At 49.1% G+C, this 18,734-nt stretch carries 14 protein-coding genes and 1 pseudogene; 7 read left to right on the forward strand and 8 right to left on the reverse strand.

Going from position 1 to position 18,734, the window contains the following annotated elements; genetic code table 11:
• Window positions 1–67: 67 nt before the first annotated feature.
• The 6 genes from LUCIF_RS10500 to LUCIF_RS10525 form a co-directional block, all read right to left on the reverse strand.
• Window positions 68–1,294 (reverse strand): sugar ABC transporter permease, encoded by a 1,227-nt coding sequence (locus LUCIF_RS10500; RefSeq protein ID WP_122627850.1) that lies wholly within the window; start codon window positions 1,292–1,294, stop codon window positions 68–70.
• A gap of 1 nt (window position 1,295) precedes the next feature.
• The gene (locus tag LUCIF_RS10505; RefSeq protein ID WP_122627851.1) at window positions 1,296–2,813 is read right to left on the reverse strand and encodes a xylose ABC transporter ATP-binding protein; all 1,518 of its coding nucleotides are present in this window, start codon (window positions 2,811–2,813) and stop codon (window positions 1,296–1,298) included.
• A 171-nt stretch (window positions 2,814–2,984) separates the two neighbouring features.
• The gene (locus LUCIF_RS10510) at window positions 2,985–4,028 is read right to left on the reverse strand and encodes a sugar ABC transporter substrate-binding protein (RefSeq protein WP_122627852.1); all 1,044 of its coding nucleotides are present in this window, start codon (window positions 4,026–4,028) and stop codon (window positions 2,985–2,987) included.
• 180 nt (window positions 4,029–4,208) lie between these two features.
• The gene (locus LUCIF_RS10515) at window positions 4,209–5,435 is read right to left on the reverse strand and encodes an ROK family transcriptional regulator (RefSeq protein ID WP_207857435.1); all 1,227 of its coding nucleotides are present in this window, start codon (window positions 5,433–5,435) and stop codon (window positions 4,209–4,211) included.
• 3 nt (window positions 5,436–5,438) lie between these two features.
• A complete protein-coding gene (gene xylB / locus LUCIF_RS10520; protein ID WP_122627854.1) occupies window positions 5,439–6,935 on the reverse strand; it encodes a xylulokinase in 1,497 nt (498 codons plus the stop codon).
• Window positions 6,936–7,124: 189 nt separating this feature from the next.
• Complete coding sequence (locus tag LUCIF_RS10525; protein ID WP_122627855.1) at window positions 7,125–9,587, reverse strand: sigma-54-dependent transcriptional regulator; 2,463 nt, start codon at window positions 9,585–9,587, stop codon at window positions 7,125–7,127.
• A 177-nt stretch (window positions 9,588–9,764) separates the two neighbouring features.
• Between LUCIF_RS10525 and LUCIF_RS10530 the strand changes: the two are divergent.
• Window positions 9,765–9,938: pseudogene (locus LUCIF_RS10530) on the forward strand (YjbQ family protein); the annotation flags it as partial.
• A gap of 94 nt (window positions 9,939–10,032) precedes the next feature.
• Here the strand turns inward: LUCIF_RS10530 and LUCIF_RS10535 are convergent.
• A complete protein-coding gene (locus tag LUCIF_RS10535; RefSeq protein WP_122627856.1) occupies window positions 10,033–10,347 on the reverse strand; it encodes a hypothetical protein in 315 nt (104 codons plus the stop codon).
• Between the two features lie 68 nt (window positions 10,348–10,415).
• On the reverse strand, window positions 10,416–11,507 hold the full coding sequence (locus tag LUCIF_RS10540; protein ID WP_207857437.1) for a tetraprenyl-beta-curcumene synthase family protein: 1,092 nt from the start codon (window positions 11,505–11,507) through the stop codon (window positions 10,416–10,418).
• Between the two features lie 148 nt (window positions 11,508–11,655).
• Here LUCIF_RS10540 and LUCIF_RS10545 point away from each other — a divergent pair, with 148 nt between their 5' ends.
• The 6 genes from LUCIF_RS10545 (at window position 11,656) to uraA (ending at window position 18,732) form a co-directional block, all read left to right on the forward strand.
• Entirely contained in the window at window positions 11,656–13,227 is a 1,572-nt protein-coding gene (locus LUCIF_RS10545) for an ABC transporter substrate-binding protein (RefSeq protein ID WP_207857439.1), read from the forward strand.
• 131 nt (window positions 13,228–13,358) lie between these two features.
• Window positions 13,359–14,363, forward strand: coding sequence for an ABC transporter permease (locus tag LUCIF_RS10550; protein ID WP_122627858.1), 1,005 nt, complete (start codon window positions 13,359–13,361; stop codon window positions 14,361–14,363).
• Between the two features lie 13 nt (window positions 14,364–14,376).
• Window positions 14,377–15,264: an ABC transporter permease gene (locus tag LUCIF_RS10555; protein WP_122627859.1), complete on the forward strand. Its 888-nt coding sequence runs from the start codon at window positions 14,377–14,379 to the stop codon at window positions 15,262–15,264.
• Window positions 15,265–15,277: 13 nt separating this feature from the next.
• Entirely contained in the window at window positions 15,278–16,270 is a 993-nt protein-coding gene (locus LUCIF_RS10560) for an ABC transporter ATP-binding protein (protein WP_122627860.1), read from the forward strand.
• Window positions 16,267–17,235, forward strand: coding sequence for an ABC transporter ATP-binding protein (locus LUCIF_RS10565; RefSeq protein ID WP_122627861.1), 969 nt, complete (start codon window positions 16,267–16,269; stop codon window positions 17,233–17,235). Before LUCIF_RS10560 ends, LUCIF_RS10565 begins: the two co-directional genes overlap by 4 nt.
• Window positions 17,236–17,433: 198 nt before the next feature.
• Window positions 17,434–18,732: a uracil permease gene (uraA, locus tag LUCIF_RS10570; RefSeq protein ID WP_122627862.1), complete on the forward strand. Its 1,299-nt coding sequence runs from the start codon at window positions 17,434–17,436 to the stop codon at window positions 18,730–18,732.
• The last annotated feature ends 2 nt before the right edge of the window (window positions 18,733–18,734 follow it).

Below are 18,734 nucleotides of genomic sequence, written 5' to 3' on the forward strand. Positions count from 1 at the left end.
AAATACTTTCCTTCCACTTAAAGACCTTGGATCTTTCTTGGGGGGGATTAGAAAAGAATGGAATTATTTAAGCGGATTTTTTACGGGTGGCAATATCCACCCAGACGGCCAGAAGCAATACCAGGCCTTTTACGATGTATTGATAGGTTATATCCCAGTCCATTAAACTCATGCCGTTATCCAGACTGGAGGTAACCAAGGCGCCAATGATAGCTCCAACCACGGTACCTTCACCGCCCATGGTACTGGTACCGCCGATAATGGCGGCGGCAATAGCATCCAATTCAAACAGATTGCCGGCAGCCGTAGTTGCCGCATTTAATCTGGCCGTAAATACCATACCGGCGATCGCTGTCATGACCCCCATAATCATAAAAATGGTCATGTTGGTCTTACGGATGTTAATGCCGGACAGCCGGGCCGCTTCTTTGTTGCCGCCGATGGCATAAACATAACGGCCAAAGGTAGTTTTTTCCGTGATGAAACTAAAGAGAACGACTAACCCGATAAGCAGCAGAATCGCGTAGGGAATTCCCATATAGGTAACCATAATGGACAAGACGGCCGCCATGGCGATACAGATCACAACCATCCGGATCAATTGCAGCGATAAAGGTAATACGGTAAATCCATACTTGATGCGGGACTGCCGTTTACGCCAATCAAAAATGATAAATAACAGAATAAAAATTACACTGATAATCGCGCTGGTATCGTTAAATGAGGCATGGGGTAAAAAGAGTTTTGGCAGATAGCCTTGACCAATGGCTTTAAAGGCCGGCAGCATGGGCGCAATGGTAGCACCTTTCGTTACCCCAATGATCGCTCCTTTAAACCCCATCATGCTGGCCAGAGTAACGATAAACGCGGGCACGCCACGATAGGCAACCCAGTAACCGTGCCAGATACCGACAATGAGACCTACCAGCATGGTAAGTATAATCGTAGGAATTGTTCCTAATCCTACTTTAACCATGAGTACGGCGGCCACAGCGCCTAAAAACCCGGCCAGAGAACCGACTGACAAGTCAATGTGGCCGGCAACCATGACTAAAACCATGCTGGTAGCCAAAATGGCAATGGTAACGGCCTGCAGGAACAAATTAGAAAGGTTACGGGCCGATACAAAGATACCGTCGGAAATGATGCCGAAGAAGACCCAGATGCCAATTAGGGCAATCAACATGGTGTATTGACGGATATTCTGTTTTAAAGAACTTACTAAAATTTTTTTAATTGAAGGTGTGTTATTTGTGGGATTGATCGGAAGATTCGTTTGGGTGTTGGACGCCATATTACTGTCCTCCTGTCGCATAAAAAATTACTTTTTCTTGTGTGGCTTCTTCCCAGGGAAGTTCACCGTTAAATTTACCTTCATGCATTACAATGACCCGGTCACTCATGCCTAATATTTCCGGCAGCTCCGAGGAAATCATAATAATGGAAACACCTTGGTCTACCAGGCTATTCATGATATTATAGATTTCAAACTTGGCCCCCACGTCAATACCGCGGGTCGGTTCGTCCAGAATCAATACTTTGGGACTGGCCATCAGCCATTTGCCTAGAACGACTTTTTGCTGGTTGCCGCCGCTTAGATTCCCGGTTTTTTGTTCAATCGACGGTGTTTTAATCTTTAAGTCGTTCGTGTATCGTTCAGCAGCCCGGACTTCCTCATTGGAATTGATTATATTATTGGTGCACAGGCTGGAAAGATTGGCCATGGAAATATTATTTTTTATGTCCATCATCAGCACAAGGCCATATTGTTTTCTATCTTCAGACAGGTAGCATAAGCCCTGATTTATGGCATCCCGGGGAGAAGTGACATCGACTGGTTTGCCTTCCAGAAACATTTCGCCTGTTCGCTTACCGGCATAGGCGCCAAAAAGGCTCATGGCCAGTTCGGTGCGTCCTGCGCCCATGAGGCCGGCAATGCCTAGAATTTCCCCTTTGCGGGCGGTAAAGTTTACATTGGAAAGTATCTTTTTGTCAGGAATTTCAGGATTATAAACCGTCCAGTTCTTTACTTCCAATACAACATCTCCAGGGGTATGGGGCTTACGCGGGAACCTTTGAGTCAGCTCACGGCCCACCATAAGAGAAATGACCCGGTCTTCATTTAATTCCTGGGCCGGATAGGTGCCGATGGTTTTGCCGTCCCGCAGGATGGTAACAGTGTCGCATATCCGGAATACCTCATTCAATTTATGAGAAATGTAGATACAGGTAACACCTTTTGCTTTCAGTTCGACCAGTAAGTTTAGCAGATTATCGGTTTCGTGTTCGGTTAAGGCAGCCGTCGGTTCATCCAGAATCAGCAAATTCGCCTTTTTCGAGATGGCTTTGGCAATTTCCACCAGCTGTTGCTGGCCAATGCCGAGATGCAGAATTTTGGTAGCCGGATTGATGTCCAGACGGACTTCATCCAAATACTTTTTGGCCTCGATATAGGACTGGTCCCAGTCTATAATGCCCCGTTCCTGGAATTCATTGCCTAAAAAGATATTTTCACCGACGCTCATCTGTTTCACCAGGGCCAGCTCCTGATAAATTATGGCAATGCCGGCATGCTCACTTTCCTTAATATTCTGGAAATGCTGCGTTTGACCTTTCAACACAATATCGCCAGTATAAGTACCGGTGGGATATACGCCGCTGAGCACTTTCATCAATGTGGATTTACCGGCTCCGTTCTCACCAACAAGAGCGTGAATTTCACCTTTTTTTACTTTAAATGTAACATTGTCAAGAGCTTTAACGCCAGGGAACTCTTTGGTAATGTTGACCATTTCAAGAATATAATCGCTCATATATTCCACCCTTAATAAATTTTAGAGGAACAGGCTATAGTCTGTTCCTCTAACGCCTTCTCAAATTTATAGAGGCTGCCGGACGAACATAAAGTACCCGAAATAGCGTGCCTGGGAGACAAGATATGCCGGCCGGCAGCCTGATTATTTTGAAACTGGATTTACAGAATACTATTTCTTATAAACGTCTTCCTTCTTGAGGTAACCGCTGTCGATGAGAACCTTGTCGATATTCGACTTGTCAACAGCAACCGGCGGCAACAGAATGGAAGGAACGTCCATTTTACCGTTGTTTACTTTGTTGTTTGCGTCAGGCTTTTCCCCTTTGGCCATTTTTACGGCAGCGTCGATGGCGGCTTTACCCAATTCACGCGTATCCTTGAAGATGGTCATGCCCTGAGTGCCCTGAACAATCCGTTGAGCAGCGGCAAGGTCGGAGTCCTGACCGGTGATTGGCACTTTTCCGGCCAATCCTTGGGCGGCCAGAGCCTGAATAACGCCGCCGGCGGTATTGTCGTTAGGAGCCAAAACGCCCTGAATATCGTTATGGTTAGCGGTTAATGCGTCTTCCGCATGTTTCATAGCTTCAGAAGGCTGCCAATCTTTGCAGGGCTGGTCGGTAACGATTTTCAAGTCGCCTTTGTCAACCAGCGGCTGAATGATTTGCATAGCGCCTTTTTTGAAAAGAGTCGCATTGTTGTCGCCAGGGTCGCCGGAAAGAACAATAAGATTACCTTTCTTGACATGATCAGTCAGCCATTTACCTTGCAGTTCGCCAACTTTCTCATTATCAAAGGACATATACAGATCTACATCCGTACCAAGGATGAGACGGTCATAAGAAATAACCGGGATTTTAGCGGCGTGCGCTTTTTCTACGATGTTGGCGGCCGCTTTGCTGTCGTTAGGAGCAACGATCAGAACTTGTACGCCTTTGGTGATCAGGTTTTCAGCTTGTGATTCCTGTTTCGCGGAGTCATTGTCGGAAATTTGAACTTCAAGATCAATACCCAACTTTTTCGCTTCCGCAACCATGGCATCTCTATCTCTTACCCATCTTTCTTCCCGTTGAGTCGGTAAAGATAAACCGATTACTATTTTCTTTTCTTTCGGCGCTTCTGCTTTTTTGTCGCCGCTGCTGCCGCAGCCGGCGAACAGAGTCACTGCAAATGCCAAAGCCACTACCAGGGAAAACACTTTTAAAGCTTTTTTCATTTGTACATCTCCCTTTTTTGTTTTTAGAGAACCCGAACAAACCAAATGGAAACCCGATTTTTACTTATCCCTACCCGTCCACCTCCTAATAAATCCGGAATCTATTTCCGGTGACTCAATAATCTTGCATAATGTATGCCAAAATGTGTGTAACACGCATGGCCAAAAGGAAGTATAAATCTATAATTTTTGCTGGGTTACAGGAGCGGCAAAAACTCTCGACAGAATCAGAGAGGCGGCTCCCATGGCACCCGCGTAGATTCCCAAAGCCGAACAGACAATAGTAATGGGATAATATTTGGCAGTAAAACAGCGGGCCTTGACTTCGGCTTTCAGTTCATCCAGAATAAACTCCTCGGCAACGGCCAGCGTATTGCCAATAATGACAGTGGACGGATTAAAGGTATTAATGATATTAGCCACACCGATCCCCAGTTGTTGGCCAATATGTTTTAGGGCGGCAATGGAAAGCGGATCTCCTGCCTTAGCCGCCTGTACGATCTCAAATACGGTCAGTTGACCGATATGATGTTTGTCAAGAAAGCCGGTAGCGGGATAGTTACCGATATTTTCACTGATAAAATTAAGCAGTGCCTTTTCGGCTGCATATTCTTCCCAACAGCCAATGTTGCCGCAAGAGCAGCGGCGACCGTGCATATGAATGGTTACATGCCCCATTTCTCCGGCCAAGCCGGAAGCCCCCCGGTACAGTTCGTTTTTTATCAGTACACCGGTGCCAATACCGATACCGGCACTCAGATAAACCAGATCGGTTGCTTTTTTACCCAGGCCGAACCATTTCTCACCGATGGCGCCGGCGTTGGCGTCGTTATCAATCAGCACGGGAATCTGGAACTGGTCCTGAATGATTTTTTTTAGGGGCACATTATGCCAGTTGAGATTGGGGGTTTGAAGAATCAGCCCTTCTTCGTAATTAACAATACCGGGAACGCAGATGCCAATGCCGATAATGCCGCTTACGGAGGAAGGGGCACTGTTGATTGTTTCCTGAATCAATTGCTTAAGAAGGCCAATCCGTTCCTCCGGCAAATCGGCCGCGCTGACCGGGATACGGCGTTCCAGCAGGATTTCACCGGCAAAATTAGTTAGAACAATCAATATGTAATTAACGCCGCAGTCAACGCCGATAATGCTGCCATAATTCCGGTTGATGGAAAGGATCACCGGTTTGCGGCCTCCCTGGGATATGCCGATGCCGGTCTCCAGGATCAGTCCGTCAGCTAAAAGCTCATCGACCAGACCGGAAACGGTGGAGCGGTTAAGACCGGTTTTTTTGGCGATTTCCGCCCGGAAGACCGTTTCATTTTTTTGTATGGTATTCAAAACGATCGCTTTGTTAATTTGTTTGACAAGTACTTGATCTGCTGTTAACATTCCATCGCTCACATTCTATAACATTGAAATGGTTTTAAATGTTTCTTTCATTGTGCCATATAAGCCCTGATACACTTGGTACATGGCCTGATACGGGGCGAGACTGGCCGGCTGGGGATCCACTCCGTCAGTTACCTTGATGAAAGCGGCGCACGCTTCTTCCACATTGGCAAACTGCCTGGCGCCAACGGCGGCCAAAATAGCCGCGCCATAGGCCGGACCTTCCACTGCACCGATCAAATCGACGCGCATGCCCAGTATGTCGGCCAGAATCTGACGCCATAGACGGCTTCTGGCACCGCCGCCGCTCACCCGTACGGCCTGAACCGGAATTGCCTGGGCGCGAATGATTTCAAAGGAGTCTTTCAGACCAAAACCGACTCCTTCCATAATGGCCCTGGTCATATGACCGCGCCCATGGGTCATATTCAAACCCACGAAAGAACCACGGGCGTAGGGGTCGCTGTGAGGGGTTCTTTCTCCCATAAGATAGGGGAGAAAGACTAACCCGCCGGTGGCAGCAGGTACATTGGCCGCTTCATTCAACAGCCGGTCATACCCGGCGTCGGAACCGCTCTGGCAAATTTCTTTCACCCACCATTTGAGGCAGGATGCGGCGGACAGCATAACACCCATCACATGCCATTTGCCGTTGGCATGGCAGAAGGAGTGAAGCCGGTTCTCCGGATCGACGGAATACTGTTCCTGGCAGGCAAAGACCACACCGGATGTGCCGAGGGCCAAAGAAACAGTACCGGTGTTGACGGCGCCCGTGCCAACCGCGCCGGCGGCCTGGTCACCACCACCGCCGACAACCATAGTACCGGTTTTAAGTCCGGTTGCAGCGGCGGCTTGGGACGTAATCCCGCCGGTTGGCTCATAGGATTCATAACAGGCGGGCAAAGAAGAAGGTTTGATCGTGAGAAAGTCGATCATTTCAGCCGACCATTGCCGGCGAGCCACATCGAAGAAAAGGGTTCCCGACGCGTCCGATACATCGGTGGCAAATTCGCCGGTCAGTTTTAAACGGATGTAATCTTTAGGAAGTAAAATATGACGAATACGGGCGTGAATATCCGGATGATGCTTTTTGACCCATAATACCTTGGGGGCGGTAAAACCGGTCAGAGCCTTGTTACCCGTATATTCCGAGAGGCGTTCCCGGCCCAGTGTTTTCATGATATGATCGCATTCCGCCTGGGTCCGCTGGTCACACCATAGGAGTGCCGGCATGAGAACCTGCTGATTTTCATCCAGCAGCACCATGCCGTGCATTTGACCGCTTAAACCGATGCCTTGCACCTTTTCGCCGGTAAGACCGGTTTTATATAGTAATTCCCGGATGCCATCCCGGGTAGCCGTCCACCAGTCCTCCGGGTTTTGTTCCGCCCAGCCTGGTTGCGGATAGTAAACCGGATATTCCTTGGAAACGCTGCCGATGACCTTGCCGGATTCATCCATTGCTATAATTTTTACCGAAGACGTTCCGAGATCAATTCCTAAATAAGCCATAACAAAGGGCCTCCTTATAGCGCAACAAGCTTCGTTCGACTCTGAATTACAAAATAATACTTAGTTTGTCTATGCAACAAACTTATTCAACAAGTACAGAAAGATTCCTGCTAATCTTTTCTATTTTCTTAAAATTTTTTTATTTGTGAAAAGATTGAAAAAACCAGCTGTTGTGACAGCTGGTTTTTTCTACAGCGACTGCTGTGAATGCAGGGCATTGGGTATGTCTTCCTGGATAATGATTTGTAAAAGGAAACAACAATCATCCTGACAAAAACGGATGCTGTAGGCTTTTTCAAGAATGGAACAAGCCTGAGAGACCCAGTCCAATTCCCGGGCATAGCGGGAAAGAAACAGACGGCGGGCCGGAAATGGTGCCACCGGCTGATCTTCTTGAATTTTTCGCTCCAGTATGGCTCCGGCATGTAGAATAAAGCCGGTGAGCCGGCCATTGTCCAAAAGAGAAAAGTGCGTTTCCAGTCTGGCAAGAACTGTTAAAATATGTTTCAGAAATAAGTGTGGATTAATGAAGCGCATTGTTTCGGCCAGGGTCGCTTCCATTTTATTTAACAGTGTCTGGCGGGAAACATCTGCTTCCGGTGACAAAGTGATTTTTTTAGGCAGACCATGAATTAGGAGACGCAGCCGTTGCAGTCCCGTTCCGGCAATTATACTTTCAGTAGAGAAAAAGGGGATTTCGCCCAGGTTGGGATTAAATGCGCCGACTACTGCCAGGAGTTCTTTTTCTGATGCAATGTTTTGCAGCGGTTCCGGTGCGGCCGTACCGGCAATTAAGCTGACCGGCCGGACTTCAATGCCGTTTTCGGCCAGTTCCGGCAGACAGTCTTCCAAAAGCTCTTTCAGCCGCAGTCCGCTTCCTTCTCCCGTCAGACAGACCGTAAGGATAACCCGTTTACTATCCGATGGTTTTCCGATGCCGGACCGGATGATACACGGATTCAAGTTAACGACAGCCTGAGCCACCTCCGCTAATTCCGCCCGGCCAAAGTAGGCTTTGCGAACGGCCTCCAGCACCATCGGCGTGCTCACCATTTCTGCTGTCGCTACAGGAATACCCGTGCGGCTGGTAATTATTTCACCAAACAGCAGCAGAAATCCCATATCCACCAGTAAAAGAACGCCCTTTCCAGTATCGATTTTCCGGATTGTCTCCTCAACGGCAATTAAAATCGTCTCCGGTTGATGGTCAAGGGGAACATCAATGGCATGCGCATATTCAACGCCCAGGGAATGATTCGCAACTTCCGCCATGGCGCGGGCGGCGGAATGACCATGGGCTACGACTAGAATGCCTACACGGGCAGCGGCAGGGGAGGAGGCGCCGTTGTAGATTTCGTCATCGGACAGTCCTTCGAGACGCAAAGCCTGGTAGCGTTGCTCAATTAGATCATAGAAGCTGCCGGCCAGCGGCGGGATTCTATTTTGGCGGGGAAAATCAGTATTGCCGGAGATAATGAGATCCTGATTTTCTTGATTTAAAAAATAATCTACTTCCACTTTAGGGCGTTTTACCTTAAATAGACCGTTTTTTACATGCTGGGGAGCCACACTGAGAGTAATCCTAAGCTCCGAGTCATCTTGCCGGATACATTCCAGAAAAGCACCGGCACAACTTAATTGAATATCACTGCGAAGCTGTCCGATATTGCCCGGACAATCGTAGGAGCAAAATCCCCGTAAGGCATCGGCGGTGATACGGATGGGAATGTCAATGCGAGTTGATTCTTGCAGAAAAAAAAGCTCAATTAGTTTCAGGCGTTCCAGGAAGGGACGTTCAAGCAAAGAAGGAATGCGAATGACCATAGGAATGCGGCGGAAGAAGGTATGCAAGAGGCAGGTCGGATTTTCCGTAGTGGCGGCAAGAATCAGAATATTGGCCGGCCGCTGTTTTTCCGTTTCACCCAAGCGGCGGAAAAAGCCGCGATCCATAAGATAAAAGAGCATTTCTTGCCCTTCCGGCGGCAGCCGGTGAACTTCATCCAAAAACAAAATACCGCCATTGGCTTTCTCAATTAATCCGGAACGGTCTTTTTCGGCACCGGTATAGGCCCCTTTTACTACCCCAAACAACTGGCCAAGCAGGAGCTGGGGATTGGAAGCGTAATCGGCACAATTAAAAGAGACAAAAGGAGATTTGTCAGACAACTGTTTGGTGCGTACGGCAAAACGGTACATGATTTCGGCAAACATGCTTTTTCCTACGCCCGTCTCTCCTAAAAGCAAAGTATGTAAACCGTGGGGGGGATATAAAACTGCTGCTTGCGCTTGTTTTACCTGACTGTGCAGACTACCGTTGGCACCTATTAGCGTGGCAAAAGCGCCTGCATCAATCCGGCCGGGTGGGTCTGGCGCAATGGCTTCCGCCACAACAGTGGCCGGAACCGTTACATCCATTTCCGGCTCCAATTCCCGTGTGAAGAAAAGAGCAGGCTTACCCGGAATTTTGTCGACTTTTCCCTGTGCATATAAAAGGTTTAGGTCCCGGCTGACATTCGTCCTGTCCAGTTGAAGGGAAGCGGCAATTTCCTGGGCAGAAAATCCTTTTCGGTAATTAGGGGATACGGATAATAGGGAACGGCTTTGCCGGCATTTTTCCTGCAATGTTGCCAAAATCCGGTCAATACGCTTCACAAGGACACCTCGCTCTTCGGAAAAGTTGGTGACAACGAATTTTGGGGGGAAAGTAACTACACAGTTATTCTTATTTTAACACGGATGACACACAAGTTGTACTACGTAAGCAGGAAAATTAACACTCTTCTGTAAATTTACAGCAATACCGGAAATTAATAGTTCAATTACCGTCATAGTGAAGGGAATTCCCGGGCGCATGTCAAAGCATCCCTGATGGGATGCTCCGTTCTTGTTCCCGTTTTGGACAGCCGGTTACAACTGGGTGTGTGGCAGGGAATTTATCTGTGTGAGTTTGACGGGCCGCGGCAGCGAACGGTTAATGTGCACATTATACGGCAGGAAGCATAAGAAAAACCGCTTAAGGCGGTTTTTCGGTAATTGGTAATTCCCGTGCCCTGAGCCCTGCGCCATGAGCAAAGACCGCATTAGCGGTCTTTCTTACTTAATGCCAGTTTTTAGGCCGGATGATATGATTTAACCGGGATACGACTTCTGCCGGCTTTAATCCGGTAATATTCAAGGAAATGGCTGCAGGATAGTCGGTATTGTCTTCGCCGGTGCTGCCCAAGGAGATGTCCGCAGTTTCGCCGGCAGTCATATCGGCGTTTAAATCCGGATGGTGACCGGAATAAAGATATACATCCGGATGGCGACCGGCGGCCGGCAAATGATCATCGTCAATGACCTGATAGCCTGCGTCCCGCAAATGCCGGGAAAGAGAATAAGTATGCCGTGACAAGGCAACTGTTTTAGGCATGGCGGCTTCTCCTTTAAGTGATTTTGCCGCTATTATGAGCGAAACCGCCTCAAACTATGCGCGATGTTTTATAATAGTTTTTTCCGCCGCAGCCAAAGGCACAACTGATAAAGCAGCCAGGACCGGAATCCCGCCTCGTTTAGCAGGTGACGCTTGATTTCTTTGGCTGCTGCGGTATTTGTTTTGGGATCGGATAAATAGAAAGCAAGCAAGCCGTGGATTACCGTTTCAGTAAAGTCCGGGCGGGAGAGCGGTCGGGCCTGCCGGAGGGACTGGCGAAAAAAATAAAGCAGACGGGTGGGAATGATCCGGTCATTTCCATAATAGGAGACAAAGTTCAAGTCACCGTGGAGCCTGTCCTCAGCCGCGTCGATAAAATAATCCAGTAAAATGTGAAAGCCGTTGATCCAGGGAAAGTAGGCACAGCGAATCCGGTCCAGTTCAGTTTTCGTTAAGGTGGGATTCGCAGCGGCGGCGCACAGCATGAACATTCCCAGCGTGGAGCCGGTAGCGGCAGCCAGTTCCCAAATTGTTGCTTCCGGATAAAGACGGGAAAATGTTTCGAGCCAGGTGACCATTTTTTCCTCCCGGAAGTCAGGCGCTAAATGTTTATAGGTTTGGAGCCTGCTATATAGGTCTGCCCAGTGTAAAAGCGTTCCCTGGACCAGGGAATACGAGGGAAGTTTTTGAATTTCCTGGCGGCAAAGGGTTACCAAATTAACCAGATAACCGCCGTCTTCCTTGTAAGGATAAAATTGATAGTAGTCGGCGGGAGTCGTTTCCGGATTCAACGCGTCGGTTATGGCCAAATGCAATTGATAAAAAGCCGTCTCGTCGGCCAGGCCGGTCCGGTCACAAAGGTTGTCCAAATAGTCGCTGACCGTCTGAAAAGCAACGATTAACCGGAGGAATCCGGCCGGGTCGACCTCCGGGTACAGACTGAAGACACTGCCGCCGAGGCAGTGAAATTTTTTTTCGCGCAGACTGGCCAGGGCTTGCTCTTGCAGTATGCCACGGGAATGACAAAGAACGTATTTGCGCCATTGGCTCAATTCGTGGTTGACGGCGGGAAAGGTCCGGTATACTAATTTCCCGATTAATGCCAGGCCGGTTACGGTAGCAGTCAAGGAAGACCTCACTCCATTTACAAAGTTACTCAATTGATGTTGGTAAAATAACATATTGTCCATTGTATACATATTTTATTCTGCCATAGAAGAATTTATTGGCAGGATTTTTGGGATTTATAGCTAATTATATTTTTCCATGAAATCTATTTTTTAGAGAGAAATTATTTAGGAGGGGACTGTGTTGAAGAAAAAGAATATTGCCTGGATGCTGGTACTGATGTTTGTGGCCGGCATTGCCCTGGCTGGCTGTGGCGGCAACAGCGCCAAAACGGCCAACGGCGGAAAAGTGCTGGTGTTTGCCCAGGGTTCCGACCCGCGCGGATTGGATCCTGCCTATGTGGATGACGGGGAATCCGCCAAAATAATGAACCAGATTTATGAAGGATTGGTACGGTATAAACCCGGCAGTACGGAGATTGAACCACTGCTGGCAACCGAATGGAGCGTCAGCCCCGACGGGAAAGAGTGGACGTTCAAATTGCGCAAGAATGTTAAATTCCAGGACGGAACTCCGTTTAATGCGCAAGCGGTCAAGTTCAGTATTGACCGTCAGTTGCCGCCTCAGCGCAAGGATGATATGCCGTATGCCGCCTTTGTTTATGACGGTGTGAAAAAAGTCGAAGTTGTAGACGATTATACGGTGAAAATTATTATGGAAAAACCCAATGCCGCATTCCTGGCTAACATGGCCATGGCTTTGGCGGCGCCGATCGTCAGCCCGGCGGCGGTCAAGAAATACGGGGATAAGTTTGTTGAACATCCGGTGGGCACCGGTCCGTATAAATTTGTAAAATGGGACAAAGGGCAACAGATTGAATTAACGGCATTTGACGGCTATTGGGGTGAAAAACCAAAAGTCGGCAAGGTAGTATATAAGTTCGTGAAGGAAAATTCCGTCCGCGCTTCAGAGCTGATGACCGGCTCGGTGGACATCATGGACGGCGTGGATGCCAATGACGTTAAGACACTCGAAAGCAAAGGCATAAAGATGATCAAATCACCGGGTATGAACATTAACTATATGGGTTTCTTTACCTACAAGAAACCGTTTAACAATCTGCTGCTGCGTAAAGCTATCAGTATGGCCATCAACCGTCAGAACCTGGTCGATTATTTGTATCAGGGCAATGCAACGGTTGCTGCCAATGGTATGCTGCCTGATTTTATTCCCGGTTATGCCAAAGATATAAAAACCTATGATTACAATCCGGAAGAGGCCAAAAAACTGCTGGCCGAAGCCGGTTATCCGAACGGTTTTGAATTTACAGCCATTACCTATTCGAATCCGCGGCCCTATAATCCGGTTAACGGGGAAAAACTGGCCGCCGCCATTCAGGCCGAATTGGCTAAAATCGGCGTAAAAATGAACATCAAATCCTACCCGTGGAAAGAGTATAAACAAGTGCTGTTCGACGGCGAAGGCGACGCCTATTTCTACGGCTGGATCGGAGATAACGGCGACGCCGACAACTTCCTGATGCTGCTGGATTCCAAAGAGATTAAAGACTCGCTCAATTCTTCAAAATACGCTAACCCCAAGTATGATGCATTGCTGGAAGAAGGACGCACCACCCTTGATCCGGCAAAACGGGTTACTATTTACCATGAGGCGCAGAAACTTATAGCGGAAGACGCTCCCTGGGTGTTTATCAGCCATAGCGTGGATATGGCGGCGGCCCGGCCTAATATTAAAGGGTTTGCCCTGCATCCGACCGGAATTCACTGGCTTGATGTCGTTAGCAAGGAATAACTCCGGTACGCCTCAAAGGCGAGGTTAAATAAAGTTGGGAGAAGGTGGTTTCTCAAGAAATCACCTTCTTTTCACGCTACTTTAGGAATGCCGTGATGTAGCTGGAATCAGACAAAAAAAGGAGGATTGTTGTGGCAAATTATATTGTTCGCCGATTGCTTCTATTAATTCCCATTCTCTTTGGCGTTTCACTGGCAACGTTTGTCGTTATGCACGCGTTTACTACCGACCCGACAGAGATTATCCTCGGCCAGCATGCGACAGCCGAGCGGGTAGCGGCTCTCCGCGAAGAGATGGGCTTAAATAAACCCATTTACGTTCAATTTTGGGACTACCTTTCTCATGCGGTCAAGGGAGACTTAGGCAGATCGGTCATTACGAAAACTTCGATTTCGGAAGAACTGATGAAACGGTTTCCCGCTACGGTGGAATTATCCTTGGCGGCTATGATTATTGCTTCTGTATTTGGGATTTTTGCCGGCGTTATTTCGGCGGTAAAACAAAATACCATTTGGGATTATGGCACCATGGCGGGTGCCCTGTTGGGAGTTAGTATGCCCATATTCTGGCTGGGATTAATGTTGATTATTCTATTTTCAGTAACATTGGGCTGGCTGCCGGTTGCCGGCCGGATTGGCATCGGTATGGAACCGACCGATATAACCGGATTTTATTTGGTGGATTCATTAATAACCGGCAATATGGCCAGTTTCTGGGATGCTTTAAAACATCTTATATTGCCTGCCGTTGCTCTGGGCGCTTATTCCATGGCCATTATTGCCAGAATGACCCGGGCCGCCATGCTGGAGACCATCCGGCAGGACTATATCCGCACAGCCCGGGCCAAAGGACTAAAGGAAAACGTAGTTATTTTTAAACATGCGCTCCGGAATGCACTGATTCCCATTGTCACCGTTATCGGACTGCAATTGGGACAATTGATGGCCGGAGCGGTGCTTACGGAGACAGTTTTTTCCTGGCCAGGCATTGGCTCCTACGTGGTGGACGGCATTATGGCGTCCGACTATCCCAGGGTACAGGGGACGGTCCTACTAATTGGCACGGTTTATGTGCTGGCCAACTTGGTGGTTGATGTCTTATACAGTTATCTGGATCCCCGGATTCAACATTCATAGGGCGGGTGATATCATGGAAGCGAATTTAAAGGTAGTGAATGCACCAGTAAACACTGTGCATCGGCATAAACAACTGAAAGATTTTGTTGCCCGTTTTTCAAAATCCGGTTCGGCCATGATTGGCTTAATAATGCTGGTAATTCTGGTATTGTGCGCTGTTTTGGCACCGGTTCTGGCTCCGTATAATCCCTATAACAGTGATTTGCCGCATGCGCTTCAGGCTCCCGGTGCTGCCCATATAATGGGTACGGATGAACTGGGACGGGATATTTTTTCCCGCATTCTCTACGGCGCCCGCATTTCTCTGATGGTTGGCGTGGAAGCCGTGGCGCTGGCCCTTTTATGCGGGGTGGTCCTGGGAGCAGTGGCCGGATATTATGGCGGAAAAATTGATACCGTTATTATGGGATTTATGGATATTATGATGTCTTTTCCCGATATCTTGCTGGCCATTGCGTTTATGACCGTACTGGGCCGTGGGGTGGATAAGGCGGTTATTGCCATCGGAATTGTCTCTATCCCCCAGTATGCCCGGATTGTGAGGGGCAGTGTTTTGTCCGTAAAGGAAAATGTCTATATTATGGCGGCCAAGGCCATCGGCAATAGTGACCGCCGATTGATATTCAAGCACATTTTACCGAATGTGCTGGCGCCGATTATTGTACGGGCGACAATCGGGGTGTCGATGGCGATACTGGATGCGGCCGCATTGGGCTTTCTTGGTTTGGGAGTTCAGCCGCCGACAGCCGAATGGGGAACTATGCTGGGATCCGGACGTCAGACTATTTTCAGTGCTCCCCATGTGGTAACCTTTCCGGGAATTGCCATCACGTTGACGGTTATGGCCTTTAACCTGCTGGGCGACGGGCTGCGGGATGTGCTTGACCCGCGATTGAAATAGGAGGTGCAGCCTAATGACGCAGAAACCATTATTGGAAATAAAAAATTTGCAAACCCACTTCCATGTGGGCAAACGGATTGTAAAAGCGGTGGATGGAGTGAATATTTCTGTTCAGCCCGGTGAGACGCTGGCGGTTGTGGGAGAGTCGGGCTGCGGAAAAAGTGTGACGGCGATGTCAGTGATGCGGCTGGTACCAGAGCCGCCGGCACATATCCGGGGTCAAATTTTATTTGAAGGACGGGATATTCTGCAATTGCCGGTCCAGGAAGTGCAGAATATCCGGGGAAAAGAAATTTCCATGATTTTTCAGGAACCTATGACTTCGCTAAACCCGGCCTATACCGTCGGGGAGCAAATTGCCGAAGTCGTCCGGGTCCATAATTCTGCAGCGCGCAAGGATAAAAAAGCCGCCTGGGCGCGGGCGGTGGAAATGCTGGAGCTGGTCGGTATTCCGGCGGCAGCGCAGCGGGCCAAGGATTATCCGCATCAAATGAGCGGTGGTATGCGGCAGCGGGTCATGATCGCTATGGCTTTAGCCTGCAATCCCAAGCTGTTATTGGCTGATGAGCCGACTACGGCGCTGGATGTTACCATTCAGGCCCAAATTTTGGACCTTATACGTAAACTGGCTCAGGAATTGAACACGGCTCTGGTTCTTATTACCCATGACCTGGGAGTTGTGGCCGAAATGGCCCAAAACATGGTTGTCATGTATGCCGGGCGGGTTGTGGAGCAGGGAACGGTTGCCGATGTCTTTGCCCATCCTTGTCATCCGTATACGGCAGGGTTGATGGATTCGATTCCCAAATTAGACGGACAGAAAAAGCAAAAGCTGCATACTATTGAGGGAGCAGTGCCTGATTTAAGTCAGTTGCCGCCCGGCTGCAGCTTTGTCGACCGTTGTGAATGCGTCAGGGAAAAATGCCGCCAGGAAAGGCCAGAGTTAAGGGCCTTGCCGGACAGGCAGGTTGCCTGCCATTATCCGCTGGAAGGGGTGGAAGCATGAGTGAGGAAATGCTGTTGACCGTGAGAAATCTGCGTAAGTATTTTCCCATCCGCGGCGGACTGCTGGGGCGCCCGGTTGGCAGTGTGAAGGCGGTAGACGGGGTCTCCTTTGAGATTGAGAAGGGAGAGACCCTGGGGCTTGTGGGCGAGTCAGGCTGCGGCAAGTCTACGACGGGAATGCTGATTTTACGATTACTGGAGGCGACGGAGGGGGAAATCTGGTTTGAAGGCCGGGATGTAACCAAGTTTAAGCGTAAAGAGTTGCGTCAATTTCGCCGGCATGCCCAGATTATCTTTCAAGACCCCTATGCTTCCCTCAATCCCCGTATGGCCGTAGGCGATATTATTGCCGAACCGATGATGCTGCACAATCTGGCTGTTGGTGCCGAACGGACCAAGCTGGTTGAAAAACTGATGCGGCTGGTTGGGTTAAGCCCCCATTACGCCGACCGCTATCCCCATGAATTTTCCGGCGGGCAACGGCAGCGTATCGGGATTGCCAGAGCGCTGGCCGTACAGCCTAAGTTGGTTGTGTGTGACGAACCGGTGTCGGCCCTTGATGTGTCGATTCAATCCCAGATTCTCAACTTACTGGTGGAATTGCAGCGGGAGCTGGGTTTGACCTATCTGTTTATTGCCCACGGCCTGAATGTGGTGAAGCATATATCCGACCGCATCGGGGTCATGTATCTGGGTAAGATGGTCGAATTGGCCAACGGAGAGGAACTGATTACCCAGCCGCTTCATCCTTATACCAAAACGCTTTTGTCCGCCATTCCCGTGCCGCAGCCGGGGGCAAAAAAAAGCCGTATCCTTTTAGAAGGGGATGTGCCTAGTCCGGCCAATCCGCCCAAGGGATGCCGCTTTCATACCCGCTGCCCGGAGTGCATGCCCGTTTGCGCCGAGGAAGAACCGGAATTCCGTAAGGTTGGTTCCCGCCATATTGCCTGTCATCTAATACAGTAAAAACTTGTCACGAAATCAGGAATTTTGCTTGCAACGGAATAGTACCCATGTTACAATAAGACAAAAGCCTTTAAGGCGGTCCAGAGAGGCCGGCAAGGTGCATAGTACGTGGTGTATGTACGTCCTTATGCCCTTAACCTCTTGTCCTTTTAGGCAAGAGGTTTTATTATGCACAAAGGCAAATAAGGAGGAATATTGGTGAGCAGACGAATCATTCGAGTCGACGAAAGGCTGCCCTTGGCGCAAACGTTTCCCCTCAGTTTGCAACACTTATTTGCAATGTTTGGTTCGACCGTATTGGTGCCGATTTTATTCAAGATTAACCCGGCTACCGTTCTTTTTTTCAACGGCATCGGAACCCTGTTTTACATATGGTTCTGTAAAGGAAAAATTCCGGCTTACTTAGGATCGAGCTTCGCGTTTATTTCGCCGGTGCTGACTATCCTTCCCCTATATGGCTATGAAGCGGCGCTGGGTGGTTTCATTGCCAACGGTATTATCTTTCTGCTGGCGTCCTTACTGGTAAAAAAGGCAGGTACAAAATGGATTGATATCATTTTTCCACCGGCGGCTATGGGCGCCATTGTGGCCATTATCGGTCTGGAACTGGCACCGGTAGCGGCAGGAATGGCCGGTATGACCGCTAAAACGATTGATGTGCATGTTGTTACCGTATCCTTGTTCACCCTTGTGGTAACGATTCTGGGTTCGGTTGTTTTCCGCGGTTTTCTCTCGGTTATTCCGGTACTGGTGGGAGTCGTGGCCGGGTATGTTTTATCGCTGGCTATGGGCATGGTCGATTTGTCCATGGTGGCCAAAGCCCCCTGGTTTGCCTTACCGACTTTTTATAGGCCTGTGCTGAATTGGAATGCGATTGCGATCATTGTTCCGGCGTCGCTGGTAGTCATCGCCGAGCATGTAGGACATCTTATCGTTACAGCCAATATTGTCGGCCGTGACCTGGTGGAAGACCCCGGCCTGCACCGCTCCCTGTTTGCCGACGGCATATCCAATACCCTTTCCGGTTTCTTCGGTTCTACGCCGAATACTACTTATGGGGAAAACATCGGCGTCATGGCGATTACGAAAGTATATAGCACCTGGGTTATCGGCGGAGCAGCCGTGATTGCAGTTATCCTTTCATTCGTAGGAAAGATGGCGGCCCTCATTCAGAGTATTCCGGTCCCGGTTATGGGCGGGGTCTGCATTCTTCTCTTCGGCGTCATTGCCGCTTCGGGTATCCGGATGTTGGTAGAGAGCAAGGTTGATTACAGCAAATCCAGAAATATGATCCTTACGGCGGCCGTGCTGGTTCTGGGCCTTAGCGGCGTGGAAGTGACGCTGGGATCGATCAGCCTAAAAGGAATGTCGCTGGCCACCGTCATCGCGATCATTATCAGTGTAACGTTTAAGATTCTGGATCTGTGCAAACTGACGAATGATGAAGCCGCTGAAACAGCCGAAGAGGAAGCGGAACCCGGTTTTTCCGGCCGTTGAAT

This window comes from Allolucifera butyrica, assembly GCF_900476375.1.
Classification (GTDB): domain Bacteria; phylum Bacillota; class Negativicutes; order Sporomusales; family UPPP01; genus Lucifera; species Lucifera butyrica.

What these genes read in the sequence shown, in the direction of transcription:
- LUCIF_RS10500 (WP_122627850.1), bottom strand. Translation starts at nt 1,294, where the DNA reads ATGGCGTCCAACACCCAAACGAATCTTCCGATCAATCCCACAAATAAC.
- LUCIF_RS10565 (WP_122627861.1), top strand. Translation starts at nt 16,267, where the DNA reads ATGAGTGAGGAAATGCTGTTGACCGTGAGAAATCTGCGTAAGTATTTT.
- LUCIF_RS10510 (WP_122627852.1), bottom strand. Translation starts at nt 4,028, where the DNA reads ATGAAAAAAGCTTTAAAAGTGTTTTCCCTGGTAGTGGCTTTGGCATTT.
- xylB (WP_122627854.1), bottom strand. Translation starts at nt 6,935, where the DNA reads ATGGCTTATTTAGGAATTGATCTCGGAACGTCTTCGGTAAAAATTATA.
- LUCIF_RS10560 (WP_122627860.1), top strand. Translation starts at nt 15,278, where the DNA reads ATGACGCAGAAACCATTATTGGAAATAAAAAATTTGCAAACCCACTTC.
- LUCIF_RS10535 (WP_122627856.1), bottom strand. Translation starts at nt 10,347, where the DNA reads ATGCCTAAAACAGTTGCCTTGTCACGGCATACTTATTCTCTTTCCCGG.
- LUCIF_RS10555 (WP_122627859.1), top strand. Translation starts at nt 14,377, where the DNA reads ATGGAAGCGAATTTAAAGGTAGTGAATGCACCAGTAAACACTGTGCAT.
- LUCIF_RS10505 (WP_122627851.1), bottom strand. Translation starts at nt 2,813, where the DNA reads ATGAGCGATTATATTCTTGAAATGGTCAACATTACCAAAGAGTTCCCT.